Source organism: Streptomyces sp. NPDC025784, from assembly GCF_055558435.1.
The window spans coordinates 131,096-149,881 of record NZ_JBVHMN010000001.1 but is presented as its reverse complement, the minus strand read 5'-3'; the positions used below and the strand labels follow the sequence as shown (position 1 = coordinate 149,881).

At 70.4% G+C, this 18,786-nt stretch carries 17 protein-coding genes; 16 read left to right on the top strand and 1 reads right to left on the bottom strand.

What is annotated here, in order from left to right; all coding sequences use genetic code 11:
* Positions 1 to 9: 9 nt before the first annotated feature.
* On the bottom strand, positions 10 to 558 hold the full coding sequence (locus ACZ4IF_RS00630) for a beta-class carbonic anhydrase (protein WP_345643658.1): 549 nt from the start codon (positions 556 to 558) through the stop codon (positions 10 to 12).
* 423 nt (positions 559 to 981) lie between these two features.
* Between ACZ4IF_RS00630 and rsmH the strand changes: the two genes are divergently transcribed.
* From rsmH to ACZ4IF_RS00550, 16 genes are all read left to right on the top strand, one after another.
* Positions 982 to 1,938, top strand: a complete 957-nt coding sequence (gene rsmH / locus ACZ4IF_RS00625; protein ID WP_095933714.1) for a 16S rRNA (cytosine(1402)-N(4))-methyltransferase RsmH — start codon at positions 982 to 984, stop codon at positions 1,936 to 1,938.
* Between the two features lie 22 nt (positions 1,939 to 1,960).
* On the top strand, positions 1,961 to 2,494 hold the full coding sequence (gene ftsL, locus ACZ4IF_RS00620; protein ID WP_467558282.1) for a cell division protein FtsL: 534 nt from the start codon (positions 1,961 to 1,963) through the stop codon (positions 2,492 to 2,494).
* A 5-nt stretch (positions 2,495 to 2,499) separates the two neighbouring features.
* Positions 2,500 to 4,449: a peptidoglycan D,D-transpeptidase FtsI family protein gene (locus ACZ4IF_RS00615; protein WP_467558280.1), complete on the top strand. Its 1,950-nt coding sequence runs from the start codon at positions 2,500 to 2,502 to the stop codon at positions 4,447 to 4,449.
* Positions 4,450 to 4,642: 193 nt separating this feature from the next.
* Positions 4,643 to 6,163, top strand: coding sequence for a UDP-N-acetylmuramoyl-L-alanyl-D-glutamate--2,6-diaminopimelate ligase (locus ACZ4IF_RS00610; RefSeq protein ID WP_467558278.1), 1,521 nt, complete (start codon positions 4,643 to 4,645; stop codon positions 6,161 to 6,163).
* 4 nt (positions 6,164 to 6,167) lie between these two features.
* The gene (locus ACZ4IF_RS00605; protein ID WP_095933710.1) at positions 6,168 to 7,574 is read left to right on the top strand and encodes a UDP-N-acetylmuramoyl-tripeptide--D-alanyl-D-alanine ligase; all 1,407 of its coding nucleotides are present in this window, start codon (positions 6,168 to 6,170) and stop codon (positions 7,572 to 7,574) included.
* On the top strand, positions 7,571 to 8,644 hold the full coding sequence (gene mraY / locus ACZ4IF_RS00600) for a phospho-N-acetylmuramoyl-pentapeptide-transferase (RefSeq protein WP_095933709.1): 1,074 nt from the start codon (positions 7,571 to 7,573) through the stop codon (positions 8,642 to 8,644). The genes ACZ4IF_RS00605 and mraY overlap by 4 nt, the downstream gene beginning before the upstream one ends.
* Positions 8,626 to 10,053, top strand: a complete 1,428-nt coding sequence (gene murD, locus ACZ4IF_RS00595) for a UDP-N-acetylmuramoyl-L-alanine--D-glutamate ligase (RefSeq protein ID WP_467558276.1) — start codon at positions 8,626 to 8,628, stop codon at positions 10,051 to 10,053. The genes mraY and murD overlap by 19 nt, the downstream gene beginning before the upstream one ends.
* 159 nt (positions 10,054 to 10,212) lie before the next feature.
* Positions 10,213 to 11,577 (top strand): putative lipid II flippase FtsW, encoded by a 1,365-nt coding sequence (gene ftsW / locus ACZ4IF_RS00590; RefSeq protein WP_467558274.1) that lies wholly within the window; start codon positions 10,213 to 10,215, stop codon positions 11,575 to 11,577.
* A 6-nt stretch (positions 11,578 to 11,583) separates the two neighbouring features.
* Positions 11,584 to 12,675 carry an undecaprenyldiphospho-muramoylpentapeptide beta-N-acetylglucosaminyltransferase gene (gene murG / locus ACZ4IF_RS00585; RefSeq protein WP_095933706.1) on the top strand — a complete coding sequence of 364 codons (1,092 nt, stop codon included), beginning with the start codon at positions 11,584 to 11,586 and terminating at the stop codon, positions 12,673 to 12,675.
* Positions 12,676 to 12,700: 25 nt separating this feature from the next.
* On the top strand, positions 12,701 to 13,486 hold the full coding sequence (locus tag ACZ4IF_RS00580; protein WP_467558272.1) for a cell division protein FtsQ/DivIB: 786 nt from the start codon (positions 12,701 to 12,703) through the stop codon (positions 13,484 to 13,486).
* Between the two features lie 280 nt (positions 13,487 to 13,766).
* Complete coding sequence (gene ftsZ / locus ACZ4IF_RS00575) at positions 13,767 to 14,960, top strand: cell division protein FtsZ (protein WP_359491289.1); 1,194 nt, start codon at positions 13,767 to 13,769, stop codon at positions 14,958 to 14,960.
* Positions 14,957 to 15,694: a peptidoglycan editing factor PgeF gene (gene pgeF / locus ACZ4IF_RS00570; protein ID WP_467558270.1), complete on the top strand. Its 738-nt coding sequence runs from the start codon at positions 14,957 to 14,959 to the stop codon at positions 15,692 to 15,694. Before ftsZ ends, pgeF begins: the two co-directional genes overlap by 4 nt.
* A gap of 6 nt (positions 15,695 to 15,700) precedes the next feature.
* Positions 15,701 to 16,420 carry a YggS family pyridoxal phosphate-dependent enzyme gene (locus ACZ4IF_RS00565; protein WP_467558268.1) on the top strand — a complete coding sequence of 240 codons (720 nt, stop codon included), beginning with the start codon at positions 15,701 to 15,703 and terminating at the stop codon, positions 16,418 to 16,420.
* 129 nt (positions 16,421 to 16,549) lie between these two features.
* Complete coding sequence (locus ACZ4IF_RS00560; protein WP_467558266.1) at positions 16,550 to 17,191, top strand: cell division protein SepF; 642 nt, start codon at positions 16,550 to 16,552, stop codon at positions 17,189 to 17,191.
* 52 nt (positions 17,192 to 17,243) lie between these two features.
* Positions 17,244 to 17,528, top strand: coding sequence for a YggT family protein (locus ACZ4IF_RS00555; RefSeq protein WP_028803186.1), 285 nt, complete (start codon positions 17,244 to 17,246; stop codon positions 17,526 to 17,528).
* Positions 17,529 to 17,574: 46 nt separating this feature from the next.
* The gene (locus ACZ4IF_RS00550) at positions 17,575 to 18,735 is read left to right on the top strand and encodes a DivIVA domain-containing protein (protein WP_467558262.1); all 1,161 of its coding nucleotides are present in this window, start codon (positions 17,575 to 17,577) and stop codon (positions 18,733 to 18,735) included.
* The last annotated feature ends 51 nt before the right edge of the window (positions 18,736 to 18,786 follow it).

The following is an 18,786-nucleotide window of genomic DNA, read 5'->3' as shown; positions in this document are numbered from 1 at the left end:
CCGGGACCGTCAGGCGGGGTCGATCTCGCGCAGCAGGCCGGTCTTCACGTCGAAGACGAAGCCCCGCACGTCGTCGGTGTGCAGCAGGAACGGCGAGGTGCGCACGCGCTGCATCGACTGCCGCACGTCCTGGTCGACGTCGCGGAACGACTCGACCGCCCAGGCGGGGCGCTGGCCGACCTCCATCTCCAGGTCGTGCCGGAATTCCTCGGTGAGGGACTCCAGACCGCAGCCGGTGTGGTGGATGAGGACCACGCTGCGGGTGCCGAGAGCCCGCTGGCTGATGGTGAGGGAGCGGATCACGTCGTCGGTGACGACTCCGCCCGCGTTGCGGATGGTGTGACAGTCGCCGAGCGCCAGGCCGAGTGCGGCGTGCAGGTCGAGGCGGGCGTCCATGCAGGCGACCACCGCGACGTGCAGCACCGGCCGGGCGTCCATCCCGGGGTCGGTGAAAGCGTCGGCGTAGTGATGGTTCGCGTCGACGAGGCGGTCGGTCACGGTGCCGGAGGTGACTATGGCGCCTTCGGGCTCGGTGGGAACGGATGCAGAAGTCGTCATACCTATGACGGTACTGGTCACGTAGGGCGCGGTCTTGTTGTGAGAGTGGACAAAGAACGCCATCGTGGCTTGTTGTGACGTAACCCACACGGGCGGTGTCGGTGCGCCCGTCAGGGTGACAAGAGCGTATTTGCGGCTTCGGCGGGAGCGGGGTCCGCGACGCGCATGCCGGTTGATTGACCGCGAGACACCGTGGACTAAAGTGACGCGAAGCGGGAGGCGAGGCTCTCCCTGCTGGACTTGTATCCCCCGGAGACCCGGCGATTTTCCGGCGTCTCCCCGCGTGCGCGGCGCGTACGTACGGCTCGGCCTCCTCCCGCTCCCGGTCGGCTGACGCCACTCACCGGCGCCAGCAGGCCTCCCCTTCTCGAGCGGGCGGGGACCCGGCGGTGCGTACGGCCGCGCCGGACCTGAGAGGGCCCCTTGAGCCAGAGTCGACATGTCCCGGTGATGCTCCAGCGGTGCCTGGACATGCTGGCCCCGGCCCTCGGTGAGCCGGGAGCCGTCGTCGTCGACTGCACCCTGGGACTCGGCGGCCACAGCGAGGCCCTGCTCACGCAGTTCCCCGAGGCCCGCCTGGTGGCCCTGGACCGCGACAAGGAAGCCCTGCGCCTGTCCGGGGAGCGACTCGCCCCCTTCGGTGACCGCGCCACCCTGGTGCACGCCGTCTACGACGAGCTCCCCGAGGTGCTCGACCGCCTCGGCATCCCGCGCGTCCAGGGCGTGCTGTTCGACCTCGGCGTGTCGTCCATGCAGCTCGACGAGGCGGACCGCGGGTTCGCGTACGCGCAGGACGCCCCGCTCGACATGCGCATGGACCAGACGACCGGGATGAGCGCGGCCGAGGTGCTGAACACCTATCCGCCGGGTGAGCTGGTGCGGATCCTGCGGGCGTACGGCGAGGAGAAGCAGGCCAAGCGGATCGTGTCCGCGATCGTGCGCGAACGCGAGAAGGAGCCCTTCAGCAACAGCGCACGGCTCGTCGAACTGATCCGCGACGCACTGCCCCAGGCCGCCAAGCGCACCGGCGGCAACCCGGCCAAGCGCACCTTCCAGGCGCTGCGCATCGAGGTCAACGGCGAGCTGAGCGTCCTGGAGAGGGCGATCCCCGCGGCCGTGGGGGCGCTCGCCGTCGGCGGCCGTATCGCGGTGCTCTCGTACCACTCGCTGGAGGACCGGCTGGTCAAGCAGGTGTTCGCGGCCGGCGCCGCCTCCACCGCGCCGCCCGGGCTGCCGGTCGTCCCCGAGCGCTACCAGCCCCGGCTCAAGCTGCTCACCCGCGGTGCCGAACTTCCCACCGAGGAAGAGGTCGCCGAGAACCGGCGAGCGGCTCCCGCCCGGCTGCGGGGGGCGCAACGCATTCGCGAGGACGCCGAGTGAGGCGCGGCGAGAGGGAGGGCGCGTGAGCCGGAAACCGGAGCTCAGGGGGCGGGCCGCCCGGCTCGCCCGATTGCTGCCCGCGGGGGCCGGCCAGGCCGCCCGCACCCCGTTCGTGCTGCTCGTCGTGGTGCTGCTCGGCGGCGGCCTCATCGGGCTCCTCGTGCTGAACTCCGCGCTCAGCGAAGGGGCGTTCCGGCTCGACGATCTCCAGAGGGACACCAAGAGCCTCACCGACGAGGAGCAGGCCCTCCAACGGGACGTGGACGCCTACTCCGCCCCCGACGCCCTCCAGCGCCGCGCCCGTGAACTCGGCATGGTCCCCGGCGGAGACCCGGCCTTCCTCGACCCGGACGGCACCGTCAAGGGCGTCCCCGGGGGGCCCGCCCAGCAGTCCTCCGCGCGGGCCCCGATGATCCCGGCGCCCGAGGTGCTCGCACCGAAGCCCCGCCGGAGCCCGGCCCCGTCCCCGGCGTCCACCGCGCAGCCGTCCGTGACCGCCCCCTCCCGTCAGGTCCCCGCCCCGTCCACGCAGTCCCCCACGACCCCCGGCAGGTGACGGAAGTGTCCGACAGGGAACCGCCGCGCCGCCGCGTGCCCGGCCCCGCCAGGCCCGTCCCCGGCGGCCGGCGCCGTCCGGGACCCGGCACGCGCCCCGTACGCCGACCGGGCGCCGGGCGCCCCCAGGCCCCGAGCGTCATCCGGCTCGGCAGCCCCCGCCCCCGCCTGCGCATGGTCAGCCTCGCGCTGACCCTGGTGATGGTCGCCTTCGTCGTACGGCTGCTCCAGGTACAGGCGGTGGACGCCAGCGCCTACGCCGCGAAGGCCGAGCAGAACCGCTACGTGGGGCGCACGCTCGCCGCCGAGCGGGGAGGCATCACCGACCGCAACGGCGTCGAGCTCGCGAGCAGCGTGGACGCGTACGACATCACGGCCGACCCGACGATGTTCACGCGGGAGGCGACGAAGGCCGATGACGCGCCCGAGCAGGCCGCCGCGCTGCTCGGGCCCATCCTCGACGAGGACATGGACAGCGTCGCCAAGAAGCTGCGGACGAAGAACACCCGCTACGTCCTGCTCGCGCACCGGCAGACCCCGCAGGTGTGGAAGCAGATCAAGGACCTGAAGCAGACGCTCGGCACCAAGGCGGAGACCGACGCGAACACGGTCAACGCCCTCGCCGGCGTCCTGGCCGTGCCCGCCAGCAAACGCGTGTACCCGAACGGCGACCTCGCCGCCGGGATACTGGGCTGGGTCAACGCCGACGGCAAGGGCGGCGGCGGCGTCGAGCAGGCGCTGAACAAGCAGCTCGCCGGCAAGGACGGGAAGATCCGCTACGCGCAGTCCGGCGGCCGGCAGGTGCCGACCGTGGGCTCCACCGAGACGCCCGCCGTGGCCGGCTCCGACGTCGAGCTGACCATCGACCGGGACATCCAGTGGGCCGCGCAGGACGCGATCACCGAGCAGGTGAAGAAGTCCAAGGCCGACCGCGGCTACGTGATGGTGCAGGACACCCGGACCGGCGAGATCCTCGCGATGGCGAACTCGCCCGGCTTCGACCCGAACGACCTCTCCCAGGCCAACTCGGCGGCCATGGGCAACGCGGCCCTCCAGGACGCGTTCGAGCCCGGCTCCACCGCCAAGCTCATGTCGATGGCGGCCGTCCTGGAGGAGAACGCCGCCACACCCGACACCCACGTGGTCGTGCCGAACCGGCTGCACCGCGGCGACCGGCTCTTCCAGGACGACATCGACCACTCGACCTGGTACCTGACGCTCAACGGCGTCCTCGCCAAGTCCAGCAACATCGGCACCATCCTGGCGACCGGGCAGCTGGGCAAGACGCAGAAGGAGGCCAACCGGGTCCTGTACTCGTATCTGCGCAAGTTCGGCATCGGCAGCCACACCGGGCTGGACTTCCCCGGCGAGACGGCGGGCATCCTCGCGCGCCCCGACGCCTGGTCGACCTCGCAGCAGTACACGATTCCTTTCGGCCAGGGCGTGTCGATCAACGCGATGCAGGCGGCCTCGGTCTACTCGACGATCGCCAACGGCGGCGTCCGCGTGGAGCCGACCCTGGTGCGCGGCACGAAGGGACCCGACGGCCGCTTCACCCCGGCCGCCGAGCCCAAGAAGACAAGGGTCGTGAGCGAGAAGACGGCGAAGACCCTCGCCCAGATGCTGGAGTCCGTCGTGGACGACGAACAGGGCACCGGCAACAAGGCGCGCATTCCCGGCTACCGGGTCGCGGGCAAGACGGGTACGGCCAACCGCGTGGATCCGGCCACCGGCAAGTACCACGGATACACCTCCTCGTTCGCCGGATTCGCACCCGCGGACAAGCCGCGCGTCACTGTCTACTGCGCCATCCAGAACGCCACCAAGGGCAGCTACTTCGGCGGCCAGATCTGCGGCCCCATCTACAAGCAGGTCATGGAATTCGCGCTGAAGACCCTCCAGGTCCCGCCCACCGGCGCCCAGCCCGCCCGACTGCCCGTCTCCTTCTCGCCGTGATCCCATCCGACCGCACGCCCTGATCGGCCCCCACGCACAACGGACCAGGAACCAGCCCGTGACTACGATCACCCCCGCTCCCGGGAACCAGTCCCCGCCGAACCCCTCACTTCGCTCCGGCGGGGGTGCGCCCGGTACGCTCACCGCCGTGCCACATGCTGATCAGTCCCAAACCACCCAGAAGGGCGTTCCTGTGACATATCCGGGGCCGCCCCGACCGGTTCACGTCTCCGCCACACCCCTCGCGGAGCTCGCCGATCAGCTGGGGACCACCGCCCCGGCGTCGACCGCGGGAGTCACGGGCATCACCCATGACTCCCGCGCCGTGCGCCCGGGAGACCTGTACGCCGCGCTGCCCGGCGCCCGCCTGCACGGCGCCGACTTCGTGCCCCAGGCCGCCGGCCTCGGCGCCGTCGCGGTGCTGACCGACCCGACCGGCGCCGAGCGAGCCGCGGCCACCGGCCTGCCGGTGCTCGTCGTCGACGACCCGCGCGGACGGATGGGCGAACTGGCGGCCACCATCTACGGCCACCCCGGGCGCGAACTGCTCCAGATCGGGATCACCGGCACGTCCGGCAAGACCACGACGGCGTACCTCGTCGAGGGCGGTCTGAAGACGGTCCGCAGCACCGGCCTGATCGGCACGGTCGAGATGCGCATCGGTGACGAGCGCATCAAGTCCGAGCGCACCACCCCCGAAGCCACCGACCTCCAGGCGCTGTTCGCGGTGATGCGCGAACGCGGCGTCGAGGCGGTCGCGATGGAGGTCTCCAGCCACGCGCTGGTCCTCGGGCGCGTCGACGGCTGCGTCTTCGACATCGCCGTCTTCAACAACCTGAGCCCGGAACACATGGAGTTCCACTCCGACATGGAGGACTACTTCCGGGCCAAGGCGCAGCTGTTCACGCCGAAACGCAGCAAACTCGGCGTCGTCAACCTCGATGACGAGTACGGGCGCAGGCTGGCCAAGGAGGCCACCGTCCCGGTCGTCACCTTCTCCGCCGAGGGGCACCCCGACGCCGACTGGCGCGCGGAGGACGTCGAAGTCGGGCCCATGGACTCGAGGTTCACCGCCATCGGCCCCAAGGGCGAGCGGATCACCGCCAGGTCACCGCTCGCTGGCCCCTTCAACGTGGCGAACACCCTCGCCGCCGTCGTCGCCCTCGCCGTCGCAGGGATCGACCCGCAGGACGCCGCCGACGGCGTCGCCGCGGTGCCGGGCGTCCCGGGTCGCCTGGAGCGGGTGGACGTCGGCCAGCCCTACCTCGCCGTCGTCGACTACGCCCACAAGACGGACGCGGTCGAGTCCGTCCTGCGCGCCCTGCGCAAGGTCACCACCGGTCACCTGCACGTCGTGCTCGGCTGCGGCGGCGACCGTGACAAGACCAAGCGGATGCCGATGGGCGCGGCTGCGGCCCGGCTCGCCGACACCGCCGTACTGACCTCCGACAACCCCCGCTCCGAGGACCCCCTCGCGATCCTCGCCACGATGCTCGCGGGCGCCGCCGAGGTGCCGGCGCACGAGCGCGGCGAGGTCCAGGTCTTCGAGGACCGCGCCGCCGCCATCGCCGCCGCGGTCGCCCGTGCGCAGCCGGGCGACACCGTGCTGGTCGCCGGCAAGGGCCACGAGCAGGGCCAGGACATCGCCGGGGTGGTCCGTCCGTTCGACGACCGCCAGGTGCTTCGCGAAGCTATCCAGCAGACCCAGGGATGAACTTGTGATCGCCCTCTCTCTCGCCGAGATCGCAGCAGTCGTCGGCGGGCAGACGCACGACATACCGGATCCGTCGGTACAGGTCACCGGACCGGTCGTCAGAGACTCCCGTGAGGTGGAGTCCGGCAGCCTCTTCGTCGCCTTCGTCGGCGAGCGCGTGGACGGCCACGACTTCGCCGAGGCGGTGGTCGAGGCGGGCGCGGTCGCCGTGCTGGCGTCCCGCCCCGTCGGCGTGCCCGCGATCGTCGTCGCCGACGTCCAGGCGGCGCTCGGCGCGCTCGCCCGGCACGTCGTGGAACGGCTAGGTGCGACCCTCGTCGCCCTCACCGGCTCCGCGGGCAAGACCAGCACCAAGGACCTGATCGCCCAGGTGCTGCGGACCAAGGCGCCGACCGTCTTCACGCCCGGCTCGCTCAACAACGAGATCGGCCTGCCGCTCACCGCGCTCAGCGCCACCGAGGAGACCCGTTTCCTCGTCCTGGAGATGGGCGCCCGCGGCATCGGCCACATCAGCTACCTCGCCGGCCTGACGCCGCCGAAGGTCGGCCTCGTCCTCAACGTCGGCACCGCCCACATCGGCGAGTTCGGCGGACGCGAGCAGATCGCACAGGCGAAGGGTGAACTCGTCGAGAGCCTCCCGGAGGACGGCGCGGCGATCCTCAACGCCGACGATCCCCTCGTCCGCGCCATGGCTTCCCGGACGAAGGCGCGCGTGATCCTCTTCGGTGAGTCCGACGAAGCGGACGTACGCGCCGAGAACGTCCGTCTCACGGACAGTGGACAGCCCGCCTTCAGCCTTCGCACACCCTCCGGGTGCAGTGACGTGACCATGCGCCTGTACGGTGAGCACCACGTGTCGAACGCGCTCGCCGCGGCCGCCGTCGCCCATGAGCTGGGCATGTCCGCAGACGAGATCGCCCGCGCGCTCTCCGAGGCGGACTCCCTCTCCCGCTGGCGGATGGAGGTCACCGAGCGTCCGGACGGCGTGACGGTCGTCAACGACGCCTACAACGCGAACCCCGAGTCCATGCGAGCCGCCCTGCGCGCGCTCGCGGCCATGGGCAAGGGACGTCGTACGTGGGCGGTGCTCGGTCAGATGGCCGAGCTCGGGGACGAGGCGCTCGCCGAGCACGACGCGGTCGGACGGCTCGCCGTCCGGCTCAACGTCAGCAAGCTCGTCGCGGTCGGGGGCAGGGAAGCGTCCTGGCTGCAACTGGGCGCATATAACGAGGGTTCGTGGGGTGAGGAGTCGGTGCACGTGTCCGACGCACAGGCGGCTGTCGACCTGTTGCGCAGCGAGCTGCGCCCGGGGGACGTCGTACTCGTGAAGGCGTCCAGGTCGGTCGGGCTCGAACGGGTGGCGCAGGCGCTGCTCGACAGCGGCCTCGAGGGTGAGGTTGCCGCCCGATGATGAAGCAGATCCTGTTCGCAGGAGTCATTGGCCTGTTCCTGACGCTGGTCGGCACTCCGCTGCTGATCAAGCTCCTGGCCCGCAAGGGTTATGGCCAGTACATCCGCGACGACGGCCCGCGCGAGCACCACAGCAAGCGCGGTACGCCGACCATGGGTGGTATCGCCTTCATCCTCGCGACGATCATCGCGTACTTCCTGTCGAAGGTGATCACCGGTTACGCGCCCACGTTCTCCGGCCTGCTGGTGCTCGGCCTGATGGCGGGCATGGGCCTGGTCGGCTTCCTGGACGACTACATCAAGATCGTCAAGCGGCGCTCGCTGGGTCTGCGCGCCAAGGCGAAGATGGCCGGACAGCTGATCGTGGGCATCGCCTTCGCGGTCCTGGCACTCCAGTTCGCCGACAACCGCGGGAACACCCCGGCCTCCACGAAGCTCTCCTTCGTCCAGGACTTCGGCTGGTCCATCGGCCCGGTGCTCTTCGTGGTCTGGGCCCTGTTCATGATCCTGGCCATGTCCAACGGCGTGAACCTGACGGACGGCCTGGACGGTCTCGCCACCGGCGCGGCCACGATGGTGTTCGGCGCCTACACCTTCATCGGCGTCTGGCAGTTCCAGGAGTCCTGCGCCAACGCCACGACTCTCACGAACCCGGCCGCCTGCTACGAGGTGCGCGACCCGCTGGACCTCGCGGTCGTCGCCTCCGCCCTGATGGGCGCCTGCTTCGGCTTCCTGTGGTGGAACACCTCGCCGGCCAAGATCTTCATGGGTGACACCGGTTCGCTGGCCCTCGGCGGCGCGCTCGCCGGTCTGGCGATCTGCTCCCGCACGGAGCTGCTGGTCGCGCTCCTCGGCGGTCTCTTCGTCCTCATCACCATGTCGGTCGTGATCCAGGTCGGGTCCTTCCGGCTGACCGGCCGACGCGTCTTCCGCATGGCACCGCTCCAGCACCACTTCGAACTCAAGGGGTGGTCCGAAGTCCTTGTGGTGGTCCGCTTCTGGATCATTCAGGGCATGTGCGTCATCGTGGGACTGGGCCTCTTCTACGCAGGATGGGCAGCCAAGAAGTGATCGACTGGCAGGGCAAGAACGTCACCGTCGCCGGGCTCGGCGTCTCCGGCATCCCGGCGGCCAAGGTGCTGCACGGTCTCGGCGCGGTCGTCACGGTCGTCAACGACGGCGACGACGAGCGCTCCCGGGCCCAGGCCGCGGAGCTGGAGGCGCTCGGTGTCACCGTGCGCCTCGGTGACGGCGCGACCCTGCCGGAAGGCACCGAACTCATCGTGACCGCTCCCGGCTGGAAGCCGGACAAGCCGCTGTTCGCCGCGGCCGCCGAGGCGGGCGTCCCGGTCTGGGGCGACGTCGAGCTCGCCTGGCGGCTGCGCGGCCCGGACGCGGCGCCGTGGCTGGCGGTCACCGGCACCAACGGCAAGACCACCACCGTGCAGATGCTCGCCTCCATCCTGGAGGCGGCCGGACTGCGCACCGCGGCGGTCGGCAACATCGGCGTCTCGCTGCTGGACGCGGTCCTCGGCGAGGAGACGTACGACGTCCTCGCGGTGGAGCTGTCGAGCTATCAGCTGCACTGGGCGCCCTCGCTGCGCGCGCATTCGGCCGCCGTGCTGAACCTCGCGCCCGACCACCTCGACTGGCACGGCTCCATGGAGGCGTACGCCGCCGACAAGGGCCGCATCTACGAAGGCAATCGGGTCGCCTGCGTCTACAACGTCGCCGACAAGGCGACCGAGGACCTGGTGCGCGAGGCGGACGTGGAGGAGGGCTGCCGGGCCGTCGGCTTCACGCTCGGCACCCCCGGACCGTCCCAACTCGGCGTCGTGGAAGGCATCCTGGTCGACCGCGCCTTCGTCGAGAACCGGCACAAGAACGCGCAGGAGCTCGCGGAGGTGTCGGACGTCAATCCGCCCGCCCCGCACAACATCGCCAACGCCCTTGCGGCGGCGGCCCTGGCGCGCGCCTTCGGTGTGCCCGCCCAGGCGGTGCGCGACGGACTGCGCGCCTTCCGCCCGGACGCGCACCGCATCGCGCACGTCGCCGATGTGGACCAGGTCGCCTACATCGACGACTCCAAGGCCACCAACACCCATGCGACGGAGGCCTCTTTGGCCGCCTACGAGTCGATCGTGTGGATCGCGGGCGGCCTCGCCAAGGGCGCGACCTTCGACGAGCTGGTCGCCAAGTCGGCGAAGCGGCTCCGGGGCGTCGTCCTGATCGGCGCGGACCGCGCGCTGATCGGCGAAGCGCTCGCGCGACACGCCCCGGAAGTACCCGTCGTCGACCTCGACCGGACCGACACTGGGGCGATGCTCGCGGCGGTCCGGGAGGCCGCGCGGCTCGCCGGGCCAGGGGACACCGTTCTGCTGGCGCCGGCCTGTGCGTCCATGGACATGTTCGCCAACTACAACAAGCGCGGTGACGCTTTCGCGGAGGCGGTTCGCGAACTCGGCGCCGCGAGCGCCTGACGGCGGGTCCGGCCGACCCGGGCGCCCGGGACCCTTGGGAGCGACGCGTGACGCCATCCTGGTCGGTACCTCGTCTGCGGCTTCGGGCCGGCGGCACGTGGCCGTGGGGACCCCTCCCGCCCTGCGGGGCGCCCTGCGGCGGCACGGGAGGTGCCGGCCGTGCCGAGTAGCCGTACGGGCCGTCCCCCGGTCCAGCGAGCGCCGCGGCGGCCGTCCGGCGCCCGGCCCCCGCGCGACAACCCCGTCCGCCGGTTCTACCTGCGCGCCCGCACGGCCTGGGACCGGCCGCTCACCGCGTACTACCTGATCCTGGGCGGCAGCCTGCTGATCACCGTGCTCGGCCTGGTGATGGTCTACTCGGCCTCGCAGATCACCGCGCTGCAGCTCTCGCTGCCGGGTTCGTACTTCTTCCGCAAGCAGTTCCTGGCCGCCGTGATCGGCGGTGTGCTCATGCTGGTCGCCTCGCGGATGCCGGTGAAACTGCACCGGGCGCTGGCGTACCCGATCCTGGCGGGCGCCGTCTTCCTGATGGCCCTGGTGCAGGTGCCGGGGATAGGGGTCTCGGTCAACGGCAACCAGAACTGGATCTCCGTCGGAGGCCCGTTCCAGCTCCAGCCCAGCGAGTTCGGCAAGCTGGCGCTCGTGCTGTGGGGCGCCGACCTGATCGCCCGCAAACAGGACAAGCGGCTGCTGACCCAGTGGAAGCACATGCTGGTGCCGCTCGTGCCGGTGGCCTTCATGCTGCTCGGGCTGATCATGCTCGGCGGCGACATGGGAACCGCGATCATTCTCACAGCGATCCTCTTCGGGCTGCTGTGGCTGGCGGGAGCGCCCACCCGGCTGTTCGCCGGCGTGCTGGCCGTCGCCGCGACCATCGGCGCCATCCTCATCAAGACCAGCCCGAACCGCATGGCCAGGCTCGCCTGCATCGGTGCCACCGACCCGGGGCCGGGCGATCACTGCTGGCAGGCCGTGCACGGCATCTACGCCCTGGCCTCCGGCGGACTCTTCGGTTCCGGCCTCGGTGCCAGCGTGGAAAAATGGGGCCAACTGCCCGAAGCGCACACCGACTTCATCTTCGCCATCACCGGGGAGGAACTGGGTCTGGCGGGGACGCTGTCGGTACTCGCCCTCTTCGCGGCTCTAGGCTATGCGGGTATCCGCGTGGCCGGACGCACGGAGGACCCCTTCGTGAGGTATGCCGCGGGAGGCGTGACCACCTGGATCACGGCCCAGGCCGTGATCAACATCGGTGCGGTGCTCGGTCTGCTGCCGATCGCCGGAGTCCCGCTCCCGCTGTTCTCCTACGGGGGTTCCGCCCTGCTGCCGACCATGTTCGCCATCGGGCTGCTGATCGCCTTCGCACGCGACGAGCCCGCTGCGCGGGCCGCGCTTGCCATGCGGCAACCCCGCTTTGGTAGAAAGCGTGCTGCGGTGAGAGGCTCCGCGGGGACCGCGGGGCCTCGGAGATGGAACACGATGCGACGGCGTGCCGGCACGGCGCGTTCGTCCGGAGAGCGGTGAATTTCGGTGCATGTCGTACTCGCCGGCGGGGGGACCGCCGGCCACATCGAGCCCGCGCTCGCCCTCGCGGACGCCCTGCGCAGGCAGGACCCGACCGTGGGGATCACGGCCCTGGGCACGGAGCGCGGTCTGGAGACCCGCCTCGTACCGGAGCGCGGCTACGAACTCGCGCTGATTCCCGCCGTGCCGCTGCCACGCAAGCCCACGCCCGAGCTGATCACCGTCCCCGGGCGGCTGCGCGGCACCATCAAGGCGGCCGAGCAGATCATGGAGCGCACCAAGGCGGACGCCGTCGTCGGCTTCGGCGGGTACGTCGCCCTGCCCGGCTACCTCGCCGCCAAGCGCCTCGGTGTGCCGATCGTCATCCACGAGGCCAACGCCCGTCCCGGCCTGGCCAACAAGATCGGGTCGCGGTACGCCGCCCAGGTCGCCGTCTCCACGCCCGACAGCAAGCTCCGCGGGGCCCGCTACATCGGCATCCCGCTGCGCCGCTCCATCGCCACCCTCGACCGGGCCGCCGTGCGCCCCGAGGCCCGCGCCGCGTTCGGGCTCGACCCCAACCTGCCGACCCTGCTGGTCTCCGGCGGCTCGCAGGGCGCCCGCCGCCTCAACGAGGTCGTGCAGCAGGCGGCGCCCTACCTCCAGCAGGCGGGCATCCAGATCCTGCACGCGGTCGGCCCGAAGAACGAACTGCCGCAGGTGCATCAGATGCCGGGGATGCCCCCGTACATCCCGGTACCGTACGTGGACCGGATGGACCTCGCGTACGCCGCGGCCGACATGATGCTCTGCCGTGCGGGCGCGATGACCGTCGCCGAACTCTCCGCCGTCGGGCTGCCCGCCGCGTACGTCCCGCTGCCCATCGGCAACGGCGAACAGCGGCTGAACGCCCAGCCGGTGGTCAAGGCCGGCGGCGGGCTGCTGGTCGACGACGCGGAGCTGTCGCCCCAGTGGGTGCAGCAGAACGTGCTCCCCGTGCTCGCGGACCCGCACCGGCTGTACGAGATGTCCCGCGCCGCCAGCGAGTTCGGCCGCCGGGACGCCGACGACCTGCTCGTCGGCATGGTGTACGAGGCGATCGCCTCTCGCCGTCACTAGGACCGTATGAGGGAAGGCAGGGAGCGTGGCCGGACCGAGCACCGCCGAGCGCGGCGAACGGCAGAAGCAGGAATCCGGCCCGCCCCGGCCGCCCCGTGTCGGGCGACTGCGTCGCCCTCGTAAGCTCATCATCCTTTTGGCCTCCGCGGTGGTGGCCGGGGCCGCGTCCGTCTGGGTCCTCTACGGCTCGCAGTGGCTGCGCGTGGACCGCGTGACGGTGTCGGGGACGCAGGTGCTGACGGCGGACCAGGTGCGCAAGGCGGCCGACGTTCCGGTCGGTTCCCCGCTGATTTCTGTCGAAACGGACGCGATTGCGGCACGACTGCGGCGTGAATTGCCCCGAATTGACTCGATCGACGTCGTCCGTTCCTGGCCGAACGGAATCGGGCTGAAAGTGACTGAGCGCACCCCCGTCCTGATTATCGAAAAAGGCGCAAAATACGTCGAAGTGGACGCCAAGGGTGTGCGATTCGCGACGGTTTCCGACGCTCCGCGGGGCGTGCCCGCACTGGAATTGAAGGTTTCCCGGTCGGCCGGCCTGCGCCGCTTCGGCACCGACCGGCTGGTGCGCGAGGCGGTGCGGGCCGCGGGCGACCTCCCGGCCGCCGTCGCCCGCGACACGAGCACCGTCAAAGTCCGTTCCTACGACTCGATCCGGCTGGAGTTGAAGGGCGGCCGGACCGTCGACTGGGGCAGCGGCGAGAAGGGGCGAGCCAAAGCCAGGGCACTCACCGCTCTCATGAAAGCCGCTCCCGACGCCCGGCACTTCGATGTCAGCGTTCCCACCGCCCCTGCGTCATCGGGGAGTTGACGCACATCTGCGCAGGCCAGCACCCTAGTTGGGCAGCGCTACGGCTGATCACATAGGGTGAAAAGAAAAACGGGAGGTTCGGCGTGTTCGTTGAACGTGCGCCACTTGTCGACTTAGTGTCCTGTTCGGAAGAGTCCAAGGAACAGACACACTGGTAACCCTAAACTTCAGCGTTAGGGTTCGGGTCGGCGTTCGGACCGTCCCAATTCGGCATCAGCCGTCGGACCGCGGAGCACCCGTGGGACGACGGCAACGTAATTCGAGGCGAGAGGCCTTCGACGTGGCAGCACCGCAGAACTACCTCGCAGTCATCAAGGTCATCGGTGTCGGCGGCGGTGGTGTCAATGCCATCAACCGGATGATCGAGGTCGGTCTCAAGGGTGTCGAGTTCATCGCCATCAACACCGACGCACAGGCGCTGTTGATGAGCGACGCCGACGTCAAGCTCGACGTCGGCCGCGAACTCACCCGCGGACTCGGCGCCGGCGCCAACCCGGCCGTCGGCCGCAAGGCCGCCGAGGACCACCGCGAGGAGATCGAAGAGGTCCTCAAGGGGGCCGACATGGTCTTCGTGACCGCCGGTGAGGGCGGCGGCACCGGCACCGGCGGCGCACCCGTCGTGGCCAACATCGCGCGCTCGCTCGGCGCCCTGACCATCGGCGTGGTCACGCGCCCGTTCACCTTCGAGGGACGGCGCCGCGCCAACCAGGCCGAGGACGGCATCGCGGAACTCCGCGAAGAGGTCGACACCCTCATCGTCATCCCGAACGACCGGCTGCTGTCCATCTCGGACCGCCAGGTCTCCGTCCTCGACGCCTTCAAGTCGGCGGACCAGGTCCTGCTCTCCGGTGTTCAGGGCATCACCGACCTCATCACCACGCCCGGTCTGATCAACCTCGACTTCGCGGACGTCAAGTCCGTCATGTCCGAGGCCGGTTCCGCGCTCATGGGCATCGGCTCGGCCCGCGGTGACGACCGGGCCGTCGCGGCGGCCGAGATGGCGATCTCCTCGCCGCTCCTCGAGGCCTCCATCGACGGCGCGCGCGGCGTGCTGCTCTCCATCTCCGGCGGCTCCGACCTCGGCCTGTTCGAGATCAACGAAGCCGCCCAGCTGGTCAGCGAGGCCGCCCATCCGGAGGCCAACATCATCTTCGGCGCGGTCATCGACGACGCCCTCGGCGACGAGGTGCGGGTCACCGTCATCGCCGCCGGCTTCGACGGCGGCCAGCCCCCGGCGAAGCGGGACAACGTCCTCGGGTCGTCCACCGCGAAGCGCGAGGAGCCGGCACCGGTGCGGCCCACCGAGAGCCGCCCGTCCTTCGGTTCGCTCGGCAGCGTGACGCCGAAGGAGGCCGCTCCGGAGCCCGCCCCCGAGCCGGTCGGCGAGATCCAGGCCCCGCCGCCGGTCCCGCCGTCCCGCTCCTACGCCGACAGCCCGGCCGAAGAGCTGGACGTGCCGGACTTCCTGAAGTGATAGGGCAGCGCTCCCGAACGAGCACAGTGAGCGGCGCGCACTTCGCCTTCACCGACCGGTGGGGCGGGGTGAGCGCCGTTCCGTACGAGGAGCTCAACCTCGGCGGGGCGGTCGGCGACGACCCCGCCGCCGTGCGCTCCAACCGTGAACGGGCCGCCGAGTCACTGGGACTCGACGCGGCCCGGGTGGTCTGGATGAACCAGGTGCACGGACCGGACGTGGCCGTCGTCGACGCGCCGTGGGGGGACCGCCCGGTGGCCGAGGTCGACGCGATCGTCACCACGCGGCGCGGACTCGCCCTCGCCGTGCTCACCGCGGACTGCACGCCCGTGCTGCTCGCCGATCCGGTGGCCGAGGTGGTGGCCGCCGCCCACGCGGGACGGCCCGGCATGGTGGCCGGAGTCGTCCCCGCGGTGGTGCGGGCCATGGTGGAACTGGGTGCCGAGGCGGGGCGGATCGTCGCCCGGACCGGACCCGCGGTCTGCGGACGCTGCTACGAAGTGCCCGAGGAGATGCGCGCCGAGGTCGCCGCGATCGAACCGGCGGCGTACGCCGAGACCAGCTGGGGCACCCCCGCGGTCGACGTGACCGCCGGAGTGCACGCGCAGTTGGAGCGGCTCGGGGTGCGCGACCGGGAGCAGTCGCCGGTGTGCACACTCGAATCGCAGGACCACTTCTCGTACCGCCGCGACCGCACGACGGGGCGGCTCGCGGGCTATGTCTGGCTGGACTGATGGGGCATGACAGAACGTAAGGCTCAACTCGCCGCGAATCTGGCGAACGTGGAGGAGCGCATCGCGGCCGCGTGCAAGGCGGCCGGGCGGGAGCGCGAAGAGGTGACCCTGATCGTGGTCACCAAGACCTATCCCGCGAGCGATGTGCGGATCCTGTCGGAACTCGGTGTGCGTCACGTCGCCGAGAATCGTGACCAGGATGCGGCACCCAAGGCCGCGGAGTGTTCGGATCTGCCCCTCTCGTGGCATTTTGTCGGTCAGTTGCAGACCAACAAGGTGCGTTCCGTGGTCGGTTACGCGCATGTCGTGCAGTCCGTCGATCGTTCCAAGCTCGTCACAGCCTTGTCGAAGGAGGCGGTGCGGGCGGAGCGGGAAGTGGGGTGCCTCATCCAGGTCGCACTGGACGCCGAGGAGAGCGGCCGGGGAGAGCGCGGGGGTGTGGGAGTCGCGGGAATCGAAGAGTTGGCCGACCTCGTCGCGGAGTCCCCGGGGCTGCGACTCGACGGGTTGATGACCGTCGCGCCGCTCACCGGACCGTTCGCGGGACGTGAACGGGCCGCGTTCGAGCGGCTGATGGATTTGTCGACTGTCCTGCGCAGCGCTCATCCGGCTGCGAACATGGTCTCGGCAGGGATGAGCTCGGACCTCGAACAGGCCGTGGCAGCCGGAGCGACACATGTACGCGTCGGTACTGCGGTACTCGGAGTCCGACCCAGGCTCCGGTAACGTCGCCAAGAAGTCGGACCACAGCAGAAAATATGGTCATTTCCGCCACAGGCGGGCATAACGACCACGTGGATCGCGGGCACTTGGCAATTCGTCAGCCGATCCACCACAGAGCGGAGGACTCAGAGCATGGCCGGCGCGATGCGCAAGATGGCGGTCTACCTCGGCCTCGTGGAGGACGATGGGTACGACGGCAGGGGATTCGACCCCGACGACGACTTCGAGCCCGAGCTCGACCCGGAGCCCGAGCGGGACCGGCGACGGCATGAACCGTCACACCAGTCACATCAGGCACACCAGTCCCAAAGGGACGATTCGGTACGAGTGGTGCAGCCTCCGGCGCCGCACGATCCGGTGCCCCATTCCGCTTCGCTCCCCGCGGAATCCGGGCGTCCGGCGCGAATCGCCCCCGTGGCATCCATCACACAAGAACGTCAGAGCCTGGAGAAGAACGCGCCGGTGATCATGCCCAAGGTCGTGTCCGAGCGAGAGCCGTACCGGATCACCACGCTGCACCCCCGGACCTACAACGAGGCCCGTACCATCGGGGAACACTTCCGTGAAGGCACCCCGGTGATCATGAATCTGACTGAGATGGATGACACAGATGCGAAGCGACTTGTCGACTTTGCGGCCGGTTTGGTGTTTGGTCTCCACGGCAGCATCGAGCGGGTGACGCAGAAGGTGTTCCTGTTGTCGCCTGCTAACGTCGATGTCACGGCGGAGGACAAGGCCCGCATCGCAGAGGGCGGGTTCTTCAACCAGAGCTGAGACGCAGGACCGGAAACAAAGCTGGGAAACAGGGGAGAGGGAAGCACGGATCATGAGCGTGGTCGGGCAGGTTCTCTACATCGCGCTGATGTGTTTCCTCATCGTGCTGATTTTCCGGCTTGTCATGGACTACGTCTTCCAGTTCGCCCGCTCATGGCAACCCGGCAAGGCGATGGTGGTCGTTCTGGAGGCCACCTACACTGTCACCGATCCACCGCTCAAGCTTCTGCGGCGGTTCATCCCGCCGCTGCGTCTCGGGGGCGTGGCGCTTGACCTGTCCTTCTTCGTACTGATGATCATCGTCTACATCCTGATCTCCGTCGTGAGCCGGCTGTGAACGATACGGTCTTGCCGAATGCCGACGACTACGTTGAGGTGAAGAGATGCCGTTGACCCCCGAGGACGTGCGGAACAAGCAGTTCACGACCGTCCGCCTCCGAGAAGGCTATGACGAGGACGAGGTCGATGCCTTCCTCGACGAGGTCGAAGCCGAACTGACGCGCCTGCTGCGCGAGAACGAGGACCTGCGCGCCAAGCTGGCCGCCGCCACGCGTGCCGCCGCGCAGAACCAGCAGCAGGGCATGCGCAAGCCGCCCGAGCAGCAGGACCAGCAGCAGGGTCCGCCGCAGGGCATGCGAGGTCCCGGCGCTCCTGTGCCCGCCGGCATATCGGGCCCGCCGCAGCAGCAGATGGGTGGCCCCATGGGTGGCCCGCCCCAGCTGCCGAGCGGTGCACCGCAGCTGCCCGCGGGCCCCAGCGGCCAGGGCGGTCCGCAGGGTCCCGGCCCGATGGGTCAGGGGCCGATGGGTCAGGGGCCGATGGGCCAGGGTCCCGGCCAGATGCAGCCGCAGATGCAGCAGCAGATGGGCGGCCCCATGGGCGGTCCCATGGGTGGCCCCATGGGCGGTCACGGTCCGCAGATGCCGCAGCCCGGCCAGGGTCCCGGCGGCGACAGCGCCGCCCGTGTGCTCTCGCTGGCCCAGCAGACCGCCGACCAGGCGATCGCCGAGGCCCGTTCCGAGGCCAACAAGATCGTCGGTGAGGCTCGCAGCCGCGCCGAGGGTCTGGAGCGGGACGCCCGTGCCAAGGCCGACGCGCTGGAGCGGGACGCGCAGGAGAAGCACCGCGTCGCGATGGGCTCCCTGGAGTCCGCCCGCGCCACGCTGGAGCGCAAGGTCGAGGACCTGCGCGGCTTCGAGCGCGAGTACCGTACGCGACTGAAGTCCTACCTGGAGTCGCAGCTGCGCCAGCTGGAGACGCAGGCGGACGACTCGCTCGCCCCGCCGCGTACCCCGGCCGCCGCGTCCCTGCCGTCGCCGTCCGCGCCCTCCATGGCTCCGGCCGGTGCGGGTGCGCCGTCCTACGGTGGCAACCAGGGCATGGGTGGAGCGCCGGCGCCGGCCGCGCCCTCCTACGGTGGGCAGCAGCAGATGTCGCCGGCCATGACCCAGCCGATGGCTCCGGTTCGGCCGCAGGGGCCGTCGCCGATGCAGCAGGCTCCCTCGCCGATGCGTGGGTTCCTCATCGACGAGGACGACAACTGACGGCCTTCAGTACGCCTTAGGCGTCGGCAGCGTTCAGGGCGGGGCCCCCGG

Excerpts from the sequence above, each read along its gene's own strand:
- ACZ4IF_RS00555 (WP_028803186.1), top strand. The coding sequence starts at position 17,244 with ATGAGCGTGGTCGGGCAGGTTCTCTACATCGCGCTGATGTGTTTCCTC.
- mraY (WP_095933709.1), top strand. The coding sequence starts at position 7,571 with ATGATGAAGCAGATCCTGTTCGCAGGAGTCATTGGCCTGTTCCTGACG.
- ACZ4IF_RS00565 (WP_467558268.1), top strand. The coding sequence starts at position 15,701 with ATGACAGAACGTAAGGCTCAACTCGCCGCGAATCTGGCGAACGTGGAG.
- ACZ4IF_RS00630 (WP_345643658.1), bottom strand. The coding sequence starts at position 558 with ATGACGACTTCTGCATCCGTTCCCACCGAGCCCGAAGGCGCCATAGTC.
- ACZ4IF_RS00550 (WP_467558262.1), top strand. The coding sequence starts at position 17,575 with ATGCCGTTGACCCCCGAGGACGTGCGGAACAAGCAGTTCACGACCGTC.
- murD (WP_467558276.1), top strand. The coding sequence starts at position 8,626 with ATGGGCAGCCAAGAAGTGATCGACTGGCAGGGCAAGAACGTCACCGTC.
- ACZ4IF_RS00560 (WP_467558266.1), top strand. The coding sequence starts at position 16,550 with ATGGCCGGCGCGATGCGCAAGATGGCGGTCTACCTCGGCCTCGTGGAG.